16 protein-coding genes are annotated in these 14,276 nt (G+C 62.8%); 8 read left to right on the top strand and 8 right to left on the bottom strand.

Translation table 11 applies throughout. From position 1 onward, the window contains the following. The first annotated feature begins 23 nt into the window (after positions 1–23). Positions 24–293, top strand: a complete 270-nt coding sequence (locus OM960_RS21995; protein WP_264773465.1) for a hypothetical protein — start codon at positions 24–26, stop codon at positions 291–293. Further along, positions 283–783: a hypothetical protein gene (locus OM960_RS21990; protein WP_264773464.1), complete on the top strand. Its 501-nt coding sequence runs from the start codon at positions 283–285 to the stop codon at positions 781–783. The genes OM960_RS21995 and OM960_RS21990 overlap by 11 nt, the downstream gene beginning before the upstream one ends. A gap of 42 nt (positions 784–825) precedes the next feature. Here OM960_RS21990 and OM960_RS21985 read toward each other — a convergent pair whose 3' ends face one another. The 3 genes from OM960_RS21985 to OM960_RS21975 form a co-directional block, all read right to left on the bottom strand. Further along, on the bottom strand, positions 826–2,490 hold the full coding sequence (locus tag OM960_RS21985) for a GIY-YIG nuclease family protein (protein WP_264773463.1): 1,665 nt from the start codon (positions 2,488–2,490) through the stop codon (positions 826–828). Positions 2,491–2,643: 153 nt separating this feature from the next. Next, positions 2,644–3,711 carry a tyrosine-type recombinase/integrase gene (locus OM960_RS21980; RefSeq protein ID WP_264773462.1) on the bottom strand — a complete coding sequence of 356 codons (1,068 nt, stop codon included), beginning with the start codon at positions 3,709–3,711 and terminating at the stop codon, positions 2,644–2,646. Beyond that, positions 3,704–3,952: a hypothetical protein gene (locus OM960_RS21975; RefSeq protein ID WP_264773461.1), complete on the bottom strand. Its 249-nt coding sequence runs from the start codon at positions 3,950–3,952 to the stop codon at positions 3,704–3,706. The genes OM960_RS21980 and OM960_RS21975 overlap by 8 nt, the downstream gene beginning before the upstream one ends. Before the next feature lie 481 nt (positions 3,953–4,433). Here OM960_RS21975 and OM960_RS21970 point away from each other — a divergent pair, with 481 nt between their 5' ends. The 6 genes from OM960_RS21970 (at position 4,434) to OM960_RS21945 (ending at position 10,608) form a co-directional block, all read left to right on the top strand. Next, on the top strand, positions 4,434–4,613 hold the full coding sequence (locus OM960_RS21970) for a hypothetical protein (protein ID WP_264773460.1): 180 nt from the start codon (positions 4,434–4,436) through the stop codon (positions 4,611–4,613). Between the two features lie 25 nt (positions 4,614–4,638). After that, positions 4,639–6,678, top strand: coding sequence for a type I restriction-modification system subunit M (locus OM960_RS21965; protein WP_264773459.1), 2,040 nt, complete (start codon positions 4,639–4,641; stop codon positions 6,676–6,678). Continuing rightward, positions 6,675–7,988, top strand: coding sequence for a restriction endonuclease subunit S (locus OM960_RS21960; protein ID WP_264773458.1), 1,314 nt, complete (start codon positions 6,675–6,677; stop codon positions 7,986–7,988). Before OM960_RS21965 ends, OM960_RS21960 begins: the two co-directional genes overlap by 4 nt. Next, on the top strand, positions 7,985–8,887 hold the full coding sequence (locus OM960_RS21955) for an HNH endonuclease (protein WP_264773457.1): 903 nt from the start codon (positions 7,985–7,987) through the stop codon (positions 8,885–8,887). Before OM960_RS21960 ends, OM960_RS21955 begins: the two co-directional genes overlap by 4 nt. Then, a complete protein-coding gene (locus tag OM960_RS21950; RefSeq protein ID WP_264773456.1) occupies positions 8,884–9,861 on the top strand; it encodes a type I restriction endonuclease in 978 nt (325 codons plus the stop codon). Before OM960_RS21955 ends, OM960_RS21950 begins: the two co-directional genes overlap by 4 nt. 108 nt (positions 9,862–9,969) lie before the next feature. Beyond that, positions 9,970–10,608, top strand: a complete 639-nt coding sequence (locus tag OM960_RS21945; RefSeq protein WP_264773455.1) for a hypothetical protein — start codon at positions 9,970–9,972, stop codon at positions 10,606–10,608. A gap of 82 nt (positions 10,609–10,690) precedes the next feature. Here the strand turns inward: OM960_RS21945 and OM960_RS21940 are convergent, their stop codons facing one another. The 5 genes from OM960_RS21940 to OM960_RS21920 all read right to left on the bottom strand — a co-directional run bounded on the left by OM960_RS21940 (position 10,691) and on the right by OM960_RS21920 (position 14,032). Beyond that, entirely contained in the window at positions 10,691–11,416 is a 726-nt protein-coding gene (locus OM960_RS21940; protein WP_264773454.1) for a nucleotidyl transferase AbiEii/AbiGii toxin family protein, read from the bottom strand. Between the two features lie 5 nt (positions 11,417–11,421). Then, a complete protein-coding gene (locus OM960_RS21935; RefSeq protein ID WP_264773452.1) occupies positions 11,422–11,628 on the bottom strand; it encodes a hypothetical protein in 207 nt (68 codons plus the stop codon). Between the two features lie 96 nt (positions 11,629–11,724). Then, positions 11,725–12,900, bottom strand: coding sequence for a hypothetical protein (locus tag OM960_RS21930; RefSeq protein WP_264773451.1), 1,176 nt, complete (start codon positions 12,898–12,900; stop codon positions 11,725–11,727). A gap of 131 nt (positions 12,901–13,031) precedes the next feature. Then, positions 13,032–13,382 carry a hypothetical protein gene (locus OM960_RS21925; RefSeq protein ID WP_264773450.1) on the bottom strand — a complete coding sequence of 117 codons (351 nt, stop codon included), beginning with the start codon at positions 13,380–13,382 and terminating at the stop codon, positions 13,032–13,034. A 71-nt stretch (positions 13,383–13,453) separates the two neighbouring features. Next, complete coding sequence (locus tag OM960_RS21920; RefSeq protein WP_264773449.1) at positions 13,454–14,032, bottom strand: hypothetical protein; 579 nt, start codon at positions 14,030–14,032, stop codon at positions 13,454–13,456. Positions 14,033–14,276 lie beyond the last annotated feature (244 nt).

The raw sequence follows: 14,276 nt of genomic DNA, 5'->3' as shown, positions 1-14,276 counted from the left end.
ACTGGCAAGTATGGAGCTATCTATTGTCGAGACCGAAACACCCTGACAAGGAGATCGAGGCGGTCTTGGTCGTGCTCGAGAAGATGGGGTGGAGCGTCCAAAAGGCCAAAGGCGGCAGCGCCCATAGCTGGGGGTTCGTCCTGTGCCCCGCGAATGCGCGGGACGCGTGCCGTTCCGGGGTGTTCTGCCGCATGTCGGTCTGGAGCACGCCCCGCAACCCGCAGAACCATGCGCGGGAGCTCCTGCGGAAGGCTGAGGGCTGCGTGATCAAAGGTGAGTGCAATGACGGCTGAGATGGAATTCGAGTTCGACCTGGTCTTCGCGCTGCCGGCGGCGGGCGCGGACGAGGGGGCCATTCTCGATGCGCTCTTCGAAGCGGGCTGCGACGATGCCGCCGTGGGTCTCGGTGCGCCGGGCATGGTCGGCCTGTCGTTCACCCGGTCGGGGGGCGATGCCGAGACGGTGATCATGGCGGCGGTGGACGCGGTCATGCCCGCCCTGCCGGAGGGCTCCGTCCTGCGCGAGGTGAAGCCGGACCTCGTCAGCCTCGCGGACGTGGCTGCGCGGCTTCATGTGACCCGCCAGGCCTTGCAGAAGCGGGACATGCCGCCACCGTCGCTGGGCGGGCTCTACAGGGCCGCCGAGATGCCGCCTTATCTCGAGCATCAACCGGGAAAGGTGAAGGATGCCCTGGAGGCGGCGCGGGGCTGGTTCGCCGCGGCGCCGGCCGCACAGCGGATCAACGCGCGGATCAGCCTCGAAGGCGCTCCGACCGCGGCCTGACACAAGAACTCAGGGGGCTCGCGGCTTGCGTAGTGCTCACCGTCAGGGTTGCGGCCCTTTCTGCCCGATCTGGCTCCAACGTTTCGTCGGTATGCCCCTGGTAAGGCGATCTTTCGCTTGATGGTAGGTGATGTCATGCGCGACGGAGAGCAACTTGGCTGCTTCGTGCCGGCTGCGATAACTCACCCCTTCAAATTCAAAGGATTTCCCGGCGCGAGATGTCTTGCTGATTGGCTCCGTGAGCGCCTCCTCGGGCGTCATGCCGCGTTTCAATCTGAACCAAAGGGTTCCTTTCCCGATCCCATACTCCTCGCACGCCGCTTGCTTGCTGGGCCAGATCCGGCCGAAAGCACGAAACTCCCGGCCATGGACTGCCTCGATCAGCTCCTTGTCGCTGCCCCATGCGAAGTTACGGGGTCCCCAGGGCTCGCTCCGGTCAGGTCGGATGAGGTTCAGCTTTTCTTTTCCCGCCGCATTCGTGTCCTGGTACCAAACGTCGAAGTCCCGCCATTCATAGACGACCAGCGCCGAGCTGCTATTCGTGCTGCGTTTCAGCATCCCAAGCCACTTCCGAAACAAGATCGTGCCGGCAAGAGGGTGGTCACTGTGAGTGCGAGGGTTCTCCGGAATCGGCCGCCCCTCCGTGATCGCCGACCGAACGACATGGACATTTAATCCGCGTTTCTTGGCAATTCGTCGCGCCGCGGCTTCTATTGACTGGTAGACGACACCGTCGACTGTCACCTGCTTTCCCTCGACGCGCCCCGTGCTGCCGCCGCCATTGGCATTCAGGCCTTTCGGATAGATCGTGTCCAGGCTCGCAATCCAACGACGCTCCTTGGCGGCCAGCTCCTCCTCGGACATGACACCTTCCTCGATGATTTCCATTTGGAAGTCGTCGATCCCGGTCGCGCGCATCGCCAGATAGAGCGGCGTCGAGCCACCTTGCTCAAAGGCGGAGCGGCAATGCTGCTTCAACCTCGACTTCGCGCCGCAGAAGCTGATCCCAACGTAGGACATTCCCGTCGATTCTTGTGTGATCAGGTAGACCACTCCGTAATCCTTATCGCGCTCGATCGGCGGCCGGGTTAGCGCGTCGTCGATGTCCCATCCATTCTTTAGGCGCGTATGGATACTGCGCCGATCACCATATCGATCGATGCGCTGGAGGAAGGACGTAATCGAGCTGTACTGGCCATTCGCCCCGGGATAGGCGTCGCCGTCGTAAAGGAAGCCTTCAGGTTTCCGTCGTCCGCCACCATAGTGGGTCATCCACTCCTTTTCGGGCAAACGCGCCGCATCCCGGACGATTTCCATCGTGATATCCCGGCCCAGGCGGCGACGCGCTGCGAGCCGCTGGTGGAAGGCTCCGGCATAGGGGAGTGGTTTATCCTGCAGGGCATCATAGACCTCCCGCAGATCCCGCCTGGCGCCGTTGATTATGACCCACGTGCGACGGGGGCTATACTTCGCCCTGAAGTCACGCGCGGTCGTGTGGATCGCTTCGGCGAGCCAGTCATCCGAGTACGCGCCATGTTTCTGTAGGCCGCGCTTTATCCGACCTTGCAGTGTCACTTCCGGCACGGCCGGAGGCGGCGAGACGCTCCGATAAAGATCTGCGAAGGAGCCGTAGTCACTTCCGGAAAACGGGATCGGGACTGGCAGAGTCACGTTGTGTGCGGGTTTCCTGGCGTTATTGCTGCTCATCCTGCCATCCGAAAAGTCTGTGTTGATGATATGGTTCCCTTGCGGTCGCCGCTCAACAAAAAAACCGGAAATCAGAGGGTAAGAGGAACACCTCGATGTTTGATCTGAGAGGCAATCACACGGCCCGCCTTCCCTTGGGATGACCTTCCTCACTTAACGTCCCGCCTCGCGTCGACTGACCTTTTCCAGAATGCCGTCCGACATCTCCGGATCGAGCTTCGCGTAGCGGTCGAGCATCTGAGCGGCGTGCTGGAAGCTCCATCCCATGTGGGCAGCCAGTTCCCCGATCGTGCAGCCGGCACGAACGAGCCGCGTCACCGCGGTCCCGCGCGCGTCGTAGAGGTGAAGCTCCTTGCGCAACCCGAGTTCGTCCCGCCAGTCCGAGATCAGCTTGCCAAGGCTGTTCGAGTTCGCGAAGGGCCGCCCCTCGCTGTTCACGATGAAGGTGTCCTGGTCTTTCGGAAGCCGCGCGATCAGTTTTGCAAGCGCCGGCGTCACCGGTACCGAGGCGAACTTCTTCTTGTTGCTCTTCTTCGTCCGAAGCAGGATTCGCTGGTGCCCACCCGGGGTCGTCTCGATATTGCGGTGCCCGAAGATCTGCAGATCTCCAGGCCGAAGCCCCGTTTCAACCGCGGCGATAAGGATGTTGCCGACGTAGCTCGGGGTGCCTTTCACGAAGGCGTCGATTTCGGCCTGGCTCCATACGATGTCAGCCCGGTTCGACTTCGCGCGTCGGTGGATCTTCAGGAGCCGGTGCTCGCCCAGAAGCCCGCGCTGGTAGGCGAAGGACACGATCCGCTGCAGCGTGGCCATCAGGTTGTCGCCGGTCCCGGGTGAGAAGGTGTCGCGCCAGTTGATGGCCATGTTGCGGATCTTCGGGGACTCGAAGACCGCGATCGGCGCGCTGCCGAATCTGGCCTCGATCCCGTCATTCTGGGCGATGTTTTTCTTGTGGTCCTGCCGTGTCCGCTCCGAGAGCTCTGCGAACTCGCGGGAGCTGAGAAACGCCTCGATGATCTCCCGGAACGTGCCCTTGACGTCCTGCCGCGCCGTGGTCGCGCGCTGGTAGACTTCCAGGTAGTCGATCGAGCCGACGCGGAACGGAGAGGTCCTGTCCCAGATCCGAGGACCACCACGCCAGGCGTAGTGGTACTCGGCCATGCGCCCGTCTGCGAGGCGCTTGCGAACCCTGTGGATGCCCTTGAGGCTGACCTTAACCATTGGCGGCAAACCAGGCATCGACCTCCGCCGAGGCGCCTTTCGCGGCCGGCTGGTCAGGTTTCGTCTGGACGCTGACGCGGTTGCCTTCGATGGTATAGGCATAGACCGTCAGACCATGCGCGAGAGCGGCGCGCAGGGCGCGGGCGATGTCCGCATCCGTCGCTTTTTCCTTGCGGGTCTTCTTGGATTTGAACTGGGACCTCTGCCGGTCTTCGCCGGGAAGATGATGGACGTTTGACATGTCCGTGCTCCTGATTTCGAGCGAAACCAGGCGGGCCGGTGCGTGCCGATACCAACTGCGGGAAGTGCGGGGGACGGATCAGCGCGACCAGAGCCCGCCGAGAAGGCGGGGGCTGGTCGCGGATATCTGGATGCCGGTGCGCGGGTTCTGGCAGGGGAAGCGGAAGAATGGATTCATCTGGCCAGCACCTCCGAGCATCATTGCCGCGGCATCCACCAGAACCCGTCAACGCGATTGCGCATGGGGCGAGATGCCGGCCCGCTTCGAGTGCGGGAATGTTTCAATGACGTGCTCGTGGTCGGCACGAACGCCGATCTGGGATGCGCCGGAACGAAGTTCAAGGACGGATGCACAATATTTTTCGCACCTTTCACCAAGGCGGCTCGAGGTGCGAGGGAGGGCTGCCGCAATCCACATTTTGCTTGCTTTAACGAATTGCATAATGGAAGAAAGAAAGCCATATTGTCAAGGGAGAGGTGTCATGCCGGAGAAGGGCGAGAAGACCGCCAACCTGAACCTGAAGATAACCGAGGAGGAGCGGTGGTCTTTCAAGGAGCTTTGCGTCAAGCATCGCATGAGTCAGGTCGACGGGTTTCGACTCGCGTTCAGGTTGCTCAGGGAGCACCTCGAAGGCAAGGCTGCCGGATCGGCCGAAGATTGAAGAACACGCCAGGGGACGGTGCATTTTGAGCAAGGACACGATCAACAACAACGCTTCGTTCATCTGGTCGATCGCTGACCTTCTCCGCGGCGATTTCAAGCAGTCGGAATACGGCAAGATCGTCCTGCCGTTCACGATCCTTCGACGCCTCGACTGCCTTCTGGACAGCACGAAGGAGGCGGTGCTCGAGATGGCGGCATCGCTCCCCGAGGAGACCGATGAAGAGGCCCGGGCGATGGTCCTGACCTCGGTCGCGGGCGCTGGCGGCCAGATTTACAACGCAAGCCGTTTCACCTTCGAGACGCTCCGCGCCCAGGATGCGGGCCAGCTCCGGGCGAACCTGATCGACTTCATCTCCGGCTTCAGCGCCAACGTCCGTGATATCTTCATCGAGAAGTTCGAGTTCACCGAGATCCTGAAGAAGCTCGACAACGCCGGCACCCTCTGGGCCGTCTTCGACCGTTTCTGCCAGATCGACCTGCATCCGGACGCCGTCTCGAACCTTGAGATGGGCTATCTCTTCGAGGAGCTGATCCGGCGCTTCTCGGAGGTCTCGAACGAGACCGCGGGGGAGCATTTCACGCCGCGCGAGGTCGTCCGGCTCATCGTGGACCTCCTGATCGCGAACGATCAGGAGGCTCTTTCCGGAAAGGGGATCATTCGCCGGATCTACGACCCGGCCTGCGGCACGGGCGGGATGCTCTCGACGGCGGAGGAGGCGATGACCGCGCTCAATCCCGGGCTCTCGGTCGACCTCTTCGGGCAGGAGCTCAACCCGGAATCCTTCGCGATCTGCGAGTCCGACATGCTCGTCAAGGGCCATGATGCATCGCGGATCGCGTTCGGCAACACGCTCACGGCGGATGCGCACCGCAACGAGACCTTCCACTACATGCTCTCGAATCCGCCCTACGGTGTGGACTGGAAGAAATATGCGGCCCCGATCCAGGCGGAAGCCGAGGAGCTGGGCATGGATGGGCGCTTCGGCGCCGGCACGCCGCGGATTTCGGACGGCCAGCTTCTCTTCGTCCAGCACATGGTTTCGAAGATGCGCTGGGATGAGACCGGCACACGCATCGGTATCGTGATGAACGGCTCGCCTCTCTTCACCGGCGGCGCCGGTTCCGGCGAGAGCGAGATCCGCCGTTGGCTCATGGAAAACGACTGGGTGGAGGCGATCATCGCCCTGCCCACCGACATCTTCTACAACACCGGCATCCAGACCTACATCTGGATCCTTTCGAACCGGAAGACGGAGGAGCGCCTCGGCAAGGTCCAGCTCATCGACGCGAGCGGCGAGCGGTTCTGGCAGTCGATGCGCAAGTCCCTCGGCTCCAAGCGCCGCGAGATCCCGGACGCGGCCCGGGCCGAGATCGTCCGGATCTACGGCGAATACCTGAACGGCAAGGCGGGTTATGGCGACGTGTCGAAGATCTTCGACACGACCGACTGCGGCTACCGCGAGATCCGGGTGGAGCGGCCGCTGCGGCTGAGGTTCGAGATCACGGAGCAGAAGGCGAAGGAATTCTGGGACGATGAGAAGGCGGCCCAGAAGGTCATCAAGTCGAATGTTTCGGACAGGTTCTTCGACGCCCTGGAAGAGCATTTCGCGGACATGCATGGCGAAGTGTTCGCGGATCGCGCGGCCTTCGAGCGGAGCATTGTGGAGGGCGTCCGGCTCCGCAAGGGCGGCACTGTCCCGAAAACGGTGCTGAAGGCGCTCATCGACCATTTCGGAGAGCGCGACGAGGAGGCCGAGATCTGCCTCGACAAGGACGGCAATCCGGAGCCGGATCCGAAGCTGCGCGATCATGAACTGGTGCCGCTCAGGGAGGACTGGCAGGAGTATTTCGCCCGCGAGGTCGCGCCCTTCGTTTCCGACGCATGGGTCGATGCGGGCTACATCGATGGCAAGGATAGAGAGGTTGGCCGGGTCGGCTACGAGGTCAACTTCAACCGCTATTTCTACCAGTATGCCCCGCCGCGGCCGCTGGCCGAGATCGATGCCGAGTTGAAGATGCTCGAGGCAGAGATTGCCGGGCTGCTGAAAGAGGTGGTTGCGTGAGCGAACTTGAAGCGCGCCGCCTCGCTGCGGCAAATCCAGCGTGGTCCGTCATCAAACTGAAGTTTCTCTCGACACTTCAGGGCGGGGGAACGCCATCCAAGGACAAGGAGGAGTTCTGGGCTGGTGGCGACGTGCCTTGGGTATCCCCCAAGGATATGAAGGTGCGCGACATCCTGGACACTGAAGACCACATCACTTGTGAGGCTGTAGCGCAGAGCGCGACTTCCTTCGTTGGACCCGGCTCTCCCATAATCGTCGCTCGGTCTGGAATTCTTCGTCACACGATCCCGATTGCTATCGCCCGAACCGAAGTAACGCTCAATCAGGATATGAAGGCGTTCCAAACGACCTCCGGGCTCGACCCGGAATTTCTGGCCTACTGGATCGAGGGCCAGAATAATGATCTTCTTCTCGAATGGAGACAGTTCGGCGCCACTGTTGAGAGCCTCGATACTGACCGCATGATGAATTGCCGGATGGCTCTTCCCGACCTCCCCACCCAGAAACGGATCGCCGCTTTCCTAGACCGCGAGACCGCGCGCATTGATGATCTGATCGCGAAAAAGGAGCAGTTGGTTGGCCTTCTCAAGGAACGCGGTAGTGCGGCGCGAGAAGAGATGCTTTGGGGTGACGGACCATCTACCAAGCTTGGGCATCACATTTCCATCCTGCCCGGCTACGCCTTTGGCAGCGCAAACTTCAGTGAAAACCCTGACGATATTCGGCTCCTTAGAGGCGCGAATGTCGGGGTCGATGAAGTGCGCTGGGACGATACCGTCTACTGGCCGAAGCAGGATGCAGACGGCTTCGTGCGGTTTTTGCTGGCTTCAGGCGACATTGTTATGGGCATGGATCGTCCCTGGATTTCGGGCGGCATCCGGGTGGCACAAGTCACAGAAGACGATCTCCCATGTCTTCTGCTGCAGCGCGTCTGCAAGATCTCGCCGCGTACAACGATTGACGGCCGGTACTTGAAGGCAATGATCGAGAGTAAGAAATTCGTCGCCTACTTCGAGCCAATCCTTACAGGGGTAAGTGTACCGCATATCAGCGGCGACCAGATTGCGAACTTCCGCTTTCCATTCATCAGACGAGATGAACAGTCGCGACGCATGGACAAACTGGAGCGGATCACGGGATCGATTTCTCCGATCACGCGAGCCACAAATACATCCATCGACCGCCTTCGCGAATACCGCGCTGCCCTGATCACCTCCGCCGTCACCGGTCAGATTGACGTAGAGACCTACGGCAAGGCCGGCACCGCCTCGGCGACGCTGGACCGCATCGAAGAGGAAATTCAGGGGTGAGCGACTTCCTCCTGCGGATCAACGGAGACACCCGATGCCCCGGCGGCATCAACGTGCCGCGGACCCCAGAAGACTGGGCCGTCGGCGTGTTCTTCGCCAAGCGGGTCAGAAGCGCTCCCTCCACCCGGGTCGATGGAACCAAGGGCGCGGCTCCGGCGCCAGGCGATCGCGTCTACCTCTGGATCATCGAGAGCGGCGACAACAGCCGCGGCCGCGGCCTGACCGCCGTCGCCACCGTGGACGCGGTCGATGAGGAAAGCGACCGCTACCGCCTGTTGGTGTCCGGTCTCGCCCTGCTCAGGAACCCGGCCTCGGTCGACCGAGCCGTTGCCAGCGCACCGACCGCCCGGATCGTCGCCGAGATCAAGCGTTTCCGCCCGGAGCGCATCTGGGGCCTCTCCGAAGCCGATGTCACGGTCATCGAGCAACTGATCGCAGGTGCGGGCGGCCTGCAATCGTTTCCCGCAACCGATCCCATTGCCGACGCGCTGCGACGTAACGGTGAAGGGATCGAGACTGCCATCGCTCAGCGCAAACAGGCCTGGATCAAGCCGCGCCCCGGCCAGGCGGAGTTCCGTAAGGCGGCATTCGAGCGACACCGCGGTCAATGCGTCTTCACTGAAACGGACGTAGCCGAGGCCCTCGAGGCCGCCCACGTCATCCCGCATACCGGCGAGCCCGAGTTCGAGCGTCCCGAGAACAGCCTCCTTCTGCGCCGCGATGTCCACGCCTTGTTCGACCTTTTCCTGCTGAGCATCGACCCGGCGACCGCCTCGATCGTGGTATCCAGGAAACTCGACGGTTCGCCCTACGAAGACCTTCGGAAAACCCCCGTCGATCACCAGTTGGCACGATCCGCGCTCGAGTTCCACTATCAGCACTTCCTCGAAACGGAATGACCATGACCAGTACCGCCCTGTCCCGCGAAAAGCTCCACACCGAGGAAGCGGTCGAGATCCATCTCGTCGAACAGCTCGTCGCGCGCCAAGGTTGGCGCGAACGCCCCTGGTCGGCCTACGACCGCAAGACCGCCCTCGATCCCGAGATGATCGAGGAATATGTGCGCACGACCCAGCCGGACGCCTGGCGGCGGCTTTGTGACCAGTATCCCGGAAAGGAGCGCGAGACGCTCCTGCGCCAGGTGGAGGCCCGCCTGAAGGCGGTCGGTACGCTCGAGGTTCTGCGGCAGGGGATCACGATCATCCCCGGCATCAAGATCTCGCTTTGCGGCTTCCGGCCCGCCTCAGGCCTCAACCCCGACCTCCAGCGCGCCTATGACGGCAATGTCCTGACCGTCATGCGGCAGGTGCGCTATTCGCTTCGTAGCGAGAACGCCCTCGACCTAGTGCTCTTCGTGAACGGCATCCCGGTCGCCACGATGGAGTTGAAGAATACCCTCACAGGCTCGACCTACCAGACCGCGGAGAAGCAGTATCGCAAGGACCGGTCGCCGAACGGCGAACCGCTCCTGACCTTCAAGCGCGGGGCGCTGGTCCACTTCGCGCTCGACCAGGACAACATCTCGATGACGACCCATCTCGAGAACGGCCGCACCCGCTTCCTCCCGTTCAACCGGGGCAGGGAGGGTGGCGCCGGCAACCCGGATGTCGAGAACGAGTTCCGCATCGCCTATCTCTATCGCGACCTCGGCGAACGGAAAGCCGTCTTCTCGCGCGAGGTTCTCCTGGGGAGGGTCGCGGAAAGGGCGAGGATTGCCGCGAGGACGGCGGGGCTTGGGATCTTCGGCATGTCTGACTCCTGGACGGCTGAAACGAGGGGACGGTGTCTCGGGATTGCGGCGGATGTTCGGCGATCCGGCAGCGGAATACGGGGTGGTTTCCCGTTTCCGCGATGCGTGGAATTATGCGAATAATTAATTGTGATCGATATCGCAAGAGGCTATTCTGCCGCCAGGCGAGTGACGTTGTCAGGGTGGATATCCCGCGCAGGTCTTCGTCGCGATCGAAGCGGAGACCGCGGAATGACGTCGCAGGACAACGAGACACTTCATCACCTTTCCAAGGCAGCACACAACCTGGAACTGGCCGGCTATCCCGGAGATGCCGAGGTCGTGCGCGAAAGATGCCGCGCACTTCGGGACAGGATCGAGGATGAGGCCCGCACCCGGCGGAGGGCCGAGCGGAACGCGATCCTTACGCAGGCCGATCGCGATGAGATGGCCTGTTTCGGGGTGCGTTTCGGTGAGATCCACTGGCTGCCGGCCACGCTGAACCTCTACGAATATGATCTCCAGGCGTGGCGTCATTTCGAGAGCCTCGCCGAGCGGAGATCAACGCGAAGAACCAGGAAGTTCGGCCATGATGTCCGGCGCCTGAAATATCCAGGGGCGGTTCTGGATGCGGGCTGGACAGGTTTCGTAGTGCGGATCGAGATCGCCCACTCGGAACAGGACTACGGGTATGTGCCACATTGGAGCGATGTCTGGCTCGCGGATGTCTATGTTGACCAACTTCCGCAGGCGCTGCGCCTGGCGCGCGTACTTCGCGATCGGTTCGTGATCGAAAATGCGCGCGAAGAAGGCAGCAGGGTCGACCCGAGATACCTCTGGACCGAATACAGGAAATACCGAAAACATAGACGCCTGCCGATCGAGATCTGATGCTTGGCCCGCGCGGCGCTGAGGGCGCTCGCGCCGCCGGCGGCTTGCAATGCGGCTCGAGATCTCGCCGCGGCGGTCCGGGTCAGTCGAACGGGGAGGGGTGTCGCGGCGTCGGGCCGCCATGCAGGGCGAGGATCTCGTCGACCAGGCCCTGGTCGATCGCCATCTCCTTGGCGCATTTCCCGATCCAGTCCGGGTTCCTGATCTTCCCGACGGCCAAGGCGAAGTCCTCCCGCGCCTTCACGCCATAGGCCTCCTCGGCGATTATCCAGGCCCTTTCCGGAATGTCGCCCCACCGCAGGATCATCACCGACAGGTCCAGTATGTCCCGGCTCAGGACTTCGGGCGCATACCAGCGGTCCGAGTTGGCCAGGAGCTTCTCGGCAAACATCAGTTCGCGGCTGAGCACCGGAACGCCGAAGCGAGGATCCACCTCGCCGTCGAGGCCGATCCTCGCTTCCCGCAGGATCTCGAACTTGATCGTGACGCCCTGGCTCCTGATGAAGGTGCGGATGCCGTACTGGTCGGCGCGCACCTCCCGCAAGACCTCGAGATCCGCGCCGGGCCGCAGGACCCGGTCGAGGCCGGATGCGCCCGCCAGGGCGGAGCGAAGATCCCGGTATCCCTCCCGGTCCGCGCACAGGAAGTCGACATCCACGCTTTCGCGGTATTCGTCGAGTTCGAGGACGATCGCGGTTCCGCCGCCGAAATAGCATTTCGACCTGGCGAAAAACTCCCCGTCGAGGGATCGAAGAACTTCCAGGATGGCGTTGTGATGATCACGCCTGAACGAGACCGGCGCGAACATCGGGGTCAGGCCGGCATGAATACGCCGTTGCCGAAGCGCGCGACAAGCACGTCGAGGAGCCTCTGCTCGCGGCGATCCAGCTTGTCCTGTTCGACGAACCGCCAGTTGCGCTCGTAGAGGCCGAGCGCTTCCGGACCGTCAACGACGGCGTCGTCGGGCCGGTTCCAGCACAGGTTGTGCAACTGCGGATATGCGTTCACATGGATCTGCATGCCCAATTCCTACCAGATGGGAGGGTTTTCTTCCAGTTGTTTCGCGCGCCTTGCAAGGTCGCCGGCTTGCTGAATCTGGTGCCAGGCACCCGCTTTTCAAGATGAGCCGCGCGGCGCCGCCGCCGACCCGTCCTCATCGAAGATATCCGGGAGCTCCTCGCCTCTCGCGATCATGTCGTAGTAGCGTTCCGCACCAAAGGTCCGCAAGGCATGGAGATCGCGCTCATCTTCGAGGCGCTGCTCCTCTTTCGCGTCGGCGCGCTGCCTGGCCTCCGCGGCGATGCCGCGCTCGATCGCCTTTCCGATGTATCCCATCGGGTTCTTCCGGAAATCGGCCGGCCGCGACAGGTGCTTTCCGACCAGGCCGGACAGATCGTCGAGCATGTTGCCATGATGGGTGTCGATTGCCCGGCGCAGTGCGGTCAGCTCGTCTCCGATAGGCGCGTAGGGCTCGAACAATATCCATGCGGTCGGGAAGTGGTTGAGAAAGCGGAGGCGGGTCTGCATGCTGCCCCGGCCGCTCTGGCCCTCCGGAATATCATCCGTGAAGGCGATAAGCCCCATCACGAACAGCTCGCCGTTCTCCTGCCCCACATGCGGAATCAATTTCCGCAGCACCACATCGAAGTAGTTGTTGGGACCGGAACCAAGCCATTTGCGGGTATGCTCGATATGGTCAGACAAGTCCGGCCGATGCCTCTCGAACGCTTGCATGATCCGCGCACTCGCTTCGACCGAGGGGTGTGGTGCCCCGGCCTTGTCCAGCGCATGCTCCATCGTGTGCCACTGAAGCACGGCCCAATCCTCCCTCGAGGTCAGGCCGATGGCCCCCCGCAGGAACGGATGATAGATCGCTCGCGCCAGGAGCGGCCCATGATAGGGCGCAAGATCTTCGGGATCGACAAGCGGGTCGTCCGGAAGAAGATTCTCGGAGTGGTTCGGGTATGCCGCCGCCAGGATGTCCTTGATCAGCGTGGGCATCCTGTAGATCCGCCGGCCATCCACGTGGATGGCATCCCCGTTATGCCATTCCATGTTCAAGCCGAAAACGGACCCGCGGCTGGCCTCTCCCGGACGGTACCCTCCAGTCCGATGCGAACGGCTGAAGGCGTCGATCACCTCGATAACGGCGGATCCGGCCACGATCTGCCGGGGCGTCGCGCCCTCCGGAGGAAACATCGCGTAGATTTCTGCCGGTGTGGCGTGGGGCCATCGCGTAAAAACGTCTTGCATGACTTCGTTCCTTTCCATGCGGCCGGCCTGCTGGCGCACCGCTTGTATCCCTTGACCGCCATCGTGCCGGGCCCGCTCCGGAGATGTCCCGGGTCTGTATCGCCCTGCACAAGGGAAGTCGAGATCTCCGCCCGGCCGGTTCAGGAGCCGGGCGGGCGGCCTTGCTCCGTTCAGGGCTCGATGCCCTCGTCCTCGAGCCAGGCGGCCCAGGCCTCGAAGCCCGCGAGCGAGACGGTTTCCTTCTCGATCGGCTTCAGCTGGCGCGTGATGGTCTCGACACTGCCCCAGTCGAGGATGCGCGGCTCGCCCTCGGCCGCCTCGCCGATCTTGTCGACATAGAGCTCGCCGGCTTCGGCCATCTCCTCGGGTTCGACCGAGATCGCCTCGGCGCCGTCGGCCATCACCGCGGCGACGTAGAGGCCGGCGGCCGCCTCGGCGCTCGCGGCGACGACGAGATACTCGCTATCCTCCGCGCTGCGCGGGACGCGGACCGAGAAAAGGGCGTTCGTGGCGGTGCTCATGGGTACTCCATACATGGATGTGGCGGTATGCGAAAAGATATGATGAAAACCTGAAACCGGAAAGAAATTCTTCAGATCGCCGGCTCGGTCTCGGCCTCTTCGGCGATCTCCAGGACCTCGAGGATTTCGATTCTCGCAGGATCGAAGACCGCGACATGGTCGCAGGCCGGGCCCTGGCCGGTCGGCGTGTCGTGGATGCCGCGCAGGATGACGCCGTCATGCCCTGCGGCGCGCGCGGCCGTGAGCACCGCGCCGAGATCGCAGACCACCTCGCGGGCTGATCCGTCGAACTCGACGGGGTTCTCGAGGGTGACGGTGCAGGTGAGCACCCGCGCGCCGGCGGGATCGGCCTGCATGGCCCGGGTTTCGAGCGCCTCGGCCTCGAGGATGAGCCGCTCGTAGCGGTCGTTGTCGCCGCGCCGCATCGCCCGGTCGGCGTCCCGCAGGAGCCGCTCGACGCGCGCCTCGTGCGCGTCCTGGTCAGGGACGAGGTTCCGGGCGGCGAAGAGCGCGTAGTCGCGCGCCGCCTCGAAATCGGAGGCGAAGAAGAAGGCGGCCCGGCTCGCGGCGTTGGAGGTGTTGAGGCCGAGCATCGCCGGATCAAAGCGGTCGAAAGCCTGGTTGGTGCCGTGGAAGAGCGCAAGCCGCATGAGAGGTCTCCTTCAAAGTGAAGGATATGGCCAATATGCGAAAAACAGTCAGACATAACGGCGATCCAAGAAAGGCGGCTCCTGCGGCGGCTCCTGCGTCGGGGTTCCCATTTTCGTTGCGGCGCCTTATTGAGCAGATTTAGCCGCAACCCCCTTCCTTCAGGGAGGGGTCGAGGCGTCTGTTTTCTTCCCGCCGTCTTTTCTCTTCCCGCGCGGCGGCGCGGCGCACCGCGCCGGTCCTGAT

Source organism: Defluviimonas salinarum, from assembly GCF_026013545.1.
GTDB lineage: Bacteria > Pseudomonadota > Alphaproteobacteria > Rhodobacterales > Rhodobacteraceae > Albidovulum > Albidovulum salinarum.
This window is presented reverse-complemented; position numbering and strand designations above follow the sequence as displayed.

Excerpts from the sequence above, each read along its gene's own strand:
- OM960_RS21990 (WP_264773464.1), top strand. The coding sequence starts at position 283 with ATGACGGCTGAGATGGAATTCGAGTTCGACCTGGTCTTCGCGCTGCCG.
- OM960_RS21985 (WP_264773463.1), bottom strand. The coding sequence starts at position 2,490 with ATGAGCAGCAATAACGCCAGGAAACCCGCACACAACGTGACTCTGCCA.
- OM960_RS21980 (WP_264773462.1), bottom strand. The coding sequence starts at position 3,711 with ATGGTTAAGGTCAGCCTCAAGGGCATCCACAGGGTTCGCAAGCGCCTC.
- OM960_RS21975 (WP_264773461.1), bottom strand. The coding sequence starts at position 3,952 with ATGTCAAACGTCCATCATCTTCCCGGCGAAGACCGGCAGAGGTCCCAG.
- OM960_RS21970 (WP_264773460.1), top strand. The coding sequence starts at position 4,434 with ATGCCGGAGAAGGGCGAGAAGACCGCCAACCTGAACCTGAAGATAACC.
- OM960_RS21950 (WP_264773456.1), top strand. The coding sequence starts at position 8,884 with ATGACCATGACCAGTACCGCCCTGTCCCGCGAAAAGCTCCACACCGAG.
- OM960_RS21945 (WP_264773455.1), top strand. The coding sequence starts at position 9,970 with ATGACGTCGCAGGACAACGAGACACTTCATCACCTTTCCAAGGCAGCA.
- OM960_RS21940 (WP_264773454.1), bottom strand. The coding sequence starts at position 11,416 with ATGTTCGCGCCGGTCTCGTTCAGGCGTGATCATCACAACGCCATCCTG.
- OM960_RS21935 (WP_264773452.1), bottom strand. The coding sequence starts at position 11,628 with ATGCAGATCCATGTGAACGCATATCCGCAGTTGCACAACCTGTGCTGG.
- OM960_RS21925 (WP_264773450.1), bottom strand. The coding sequence starts at position 13,382 with ATGAGCACCGCCACGAACGCCCTTTTCTCGGTCCGCGTCCCGCGCAGC.
- OM960_RS21920 (WP_264773449.1), bottom strand. The coding sequence starts at position 14,032 with ATGCGGCTTGCGCTCTTCCACGGCACCAACCAGGCTTTCGACCGCTTT.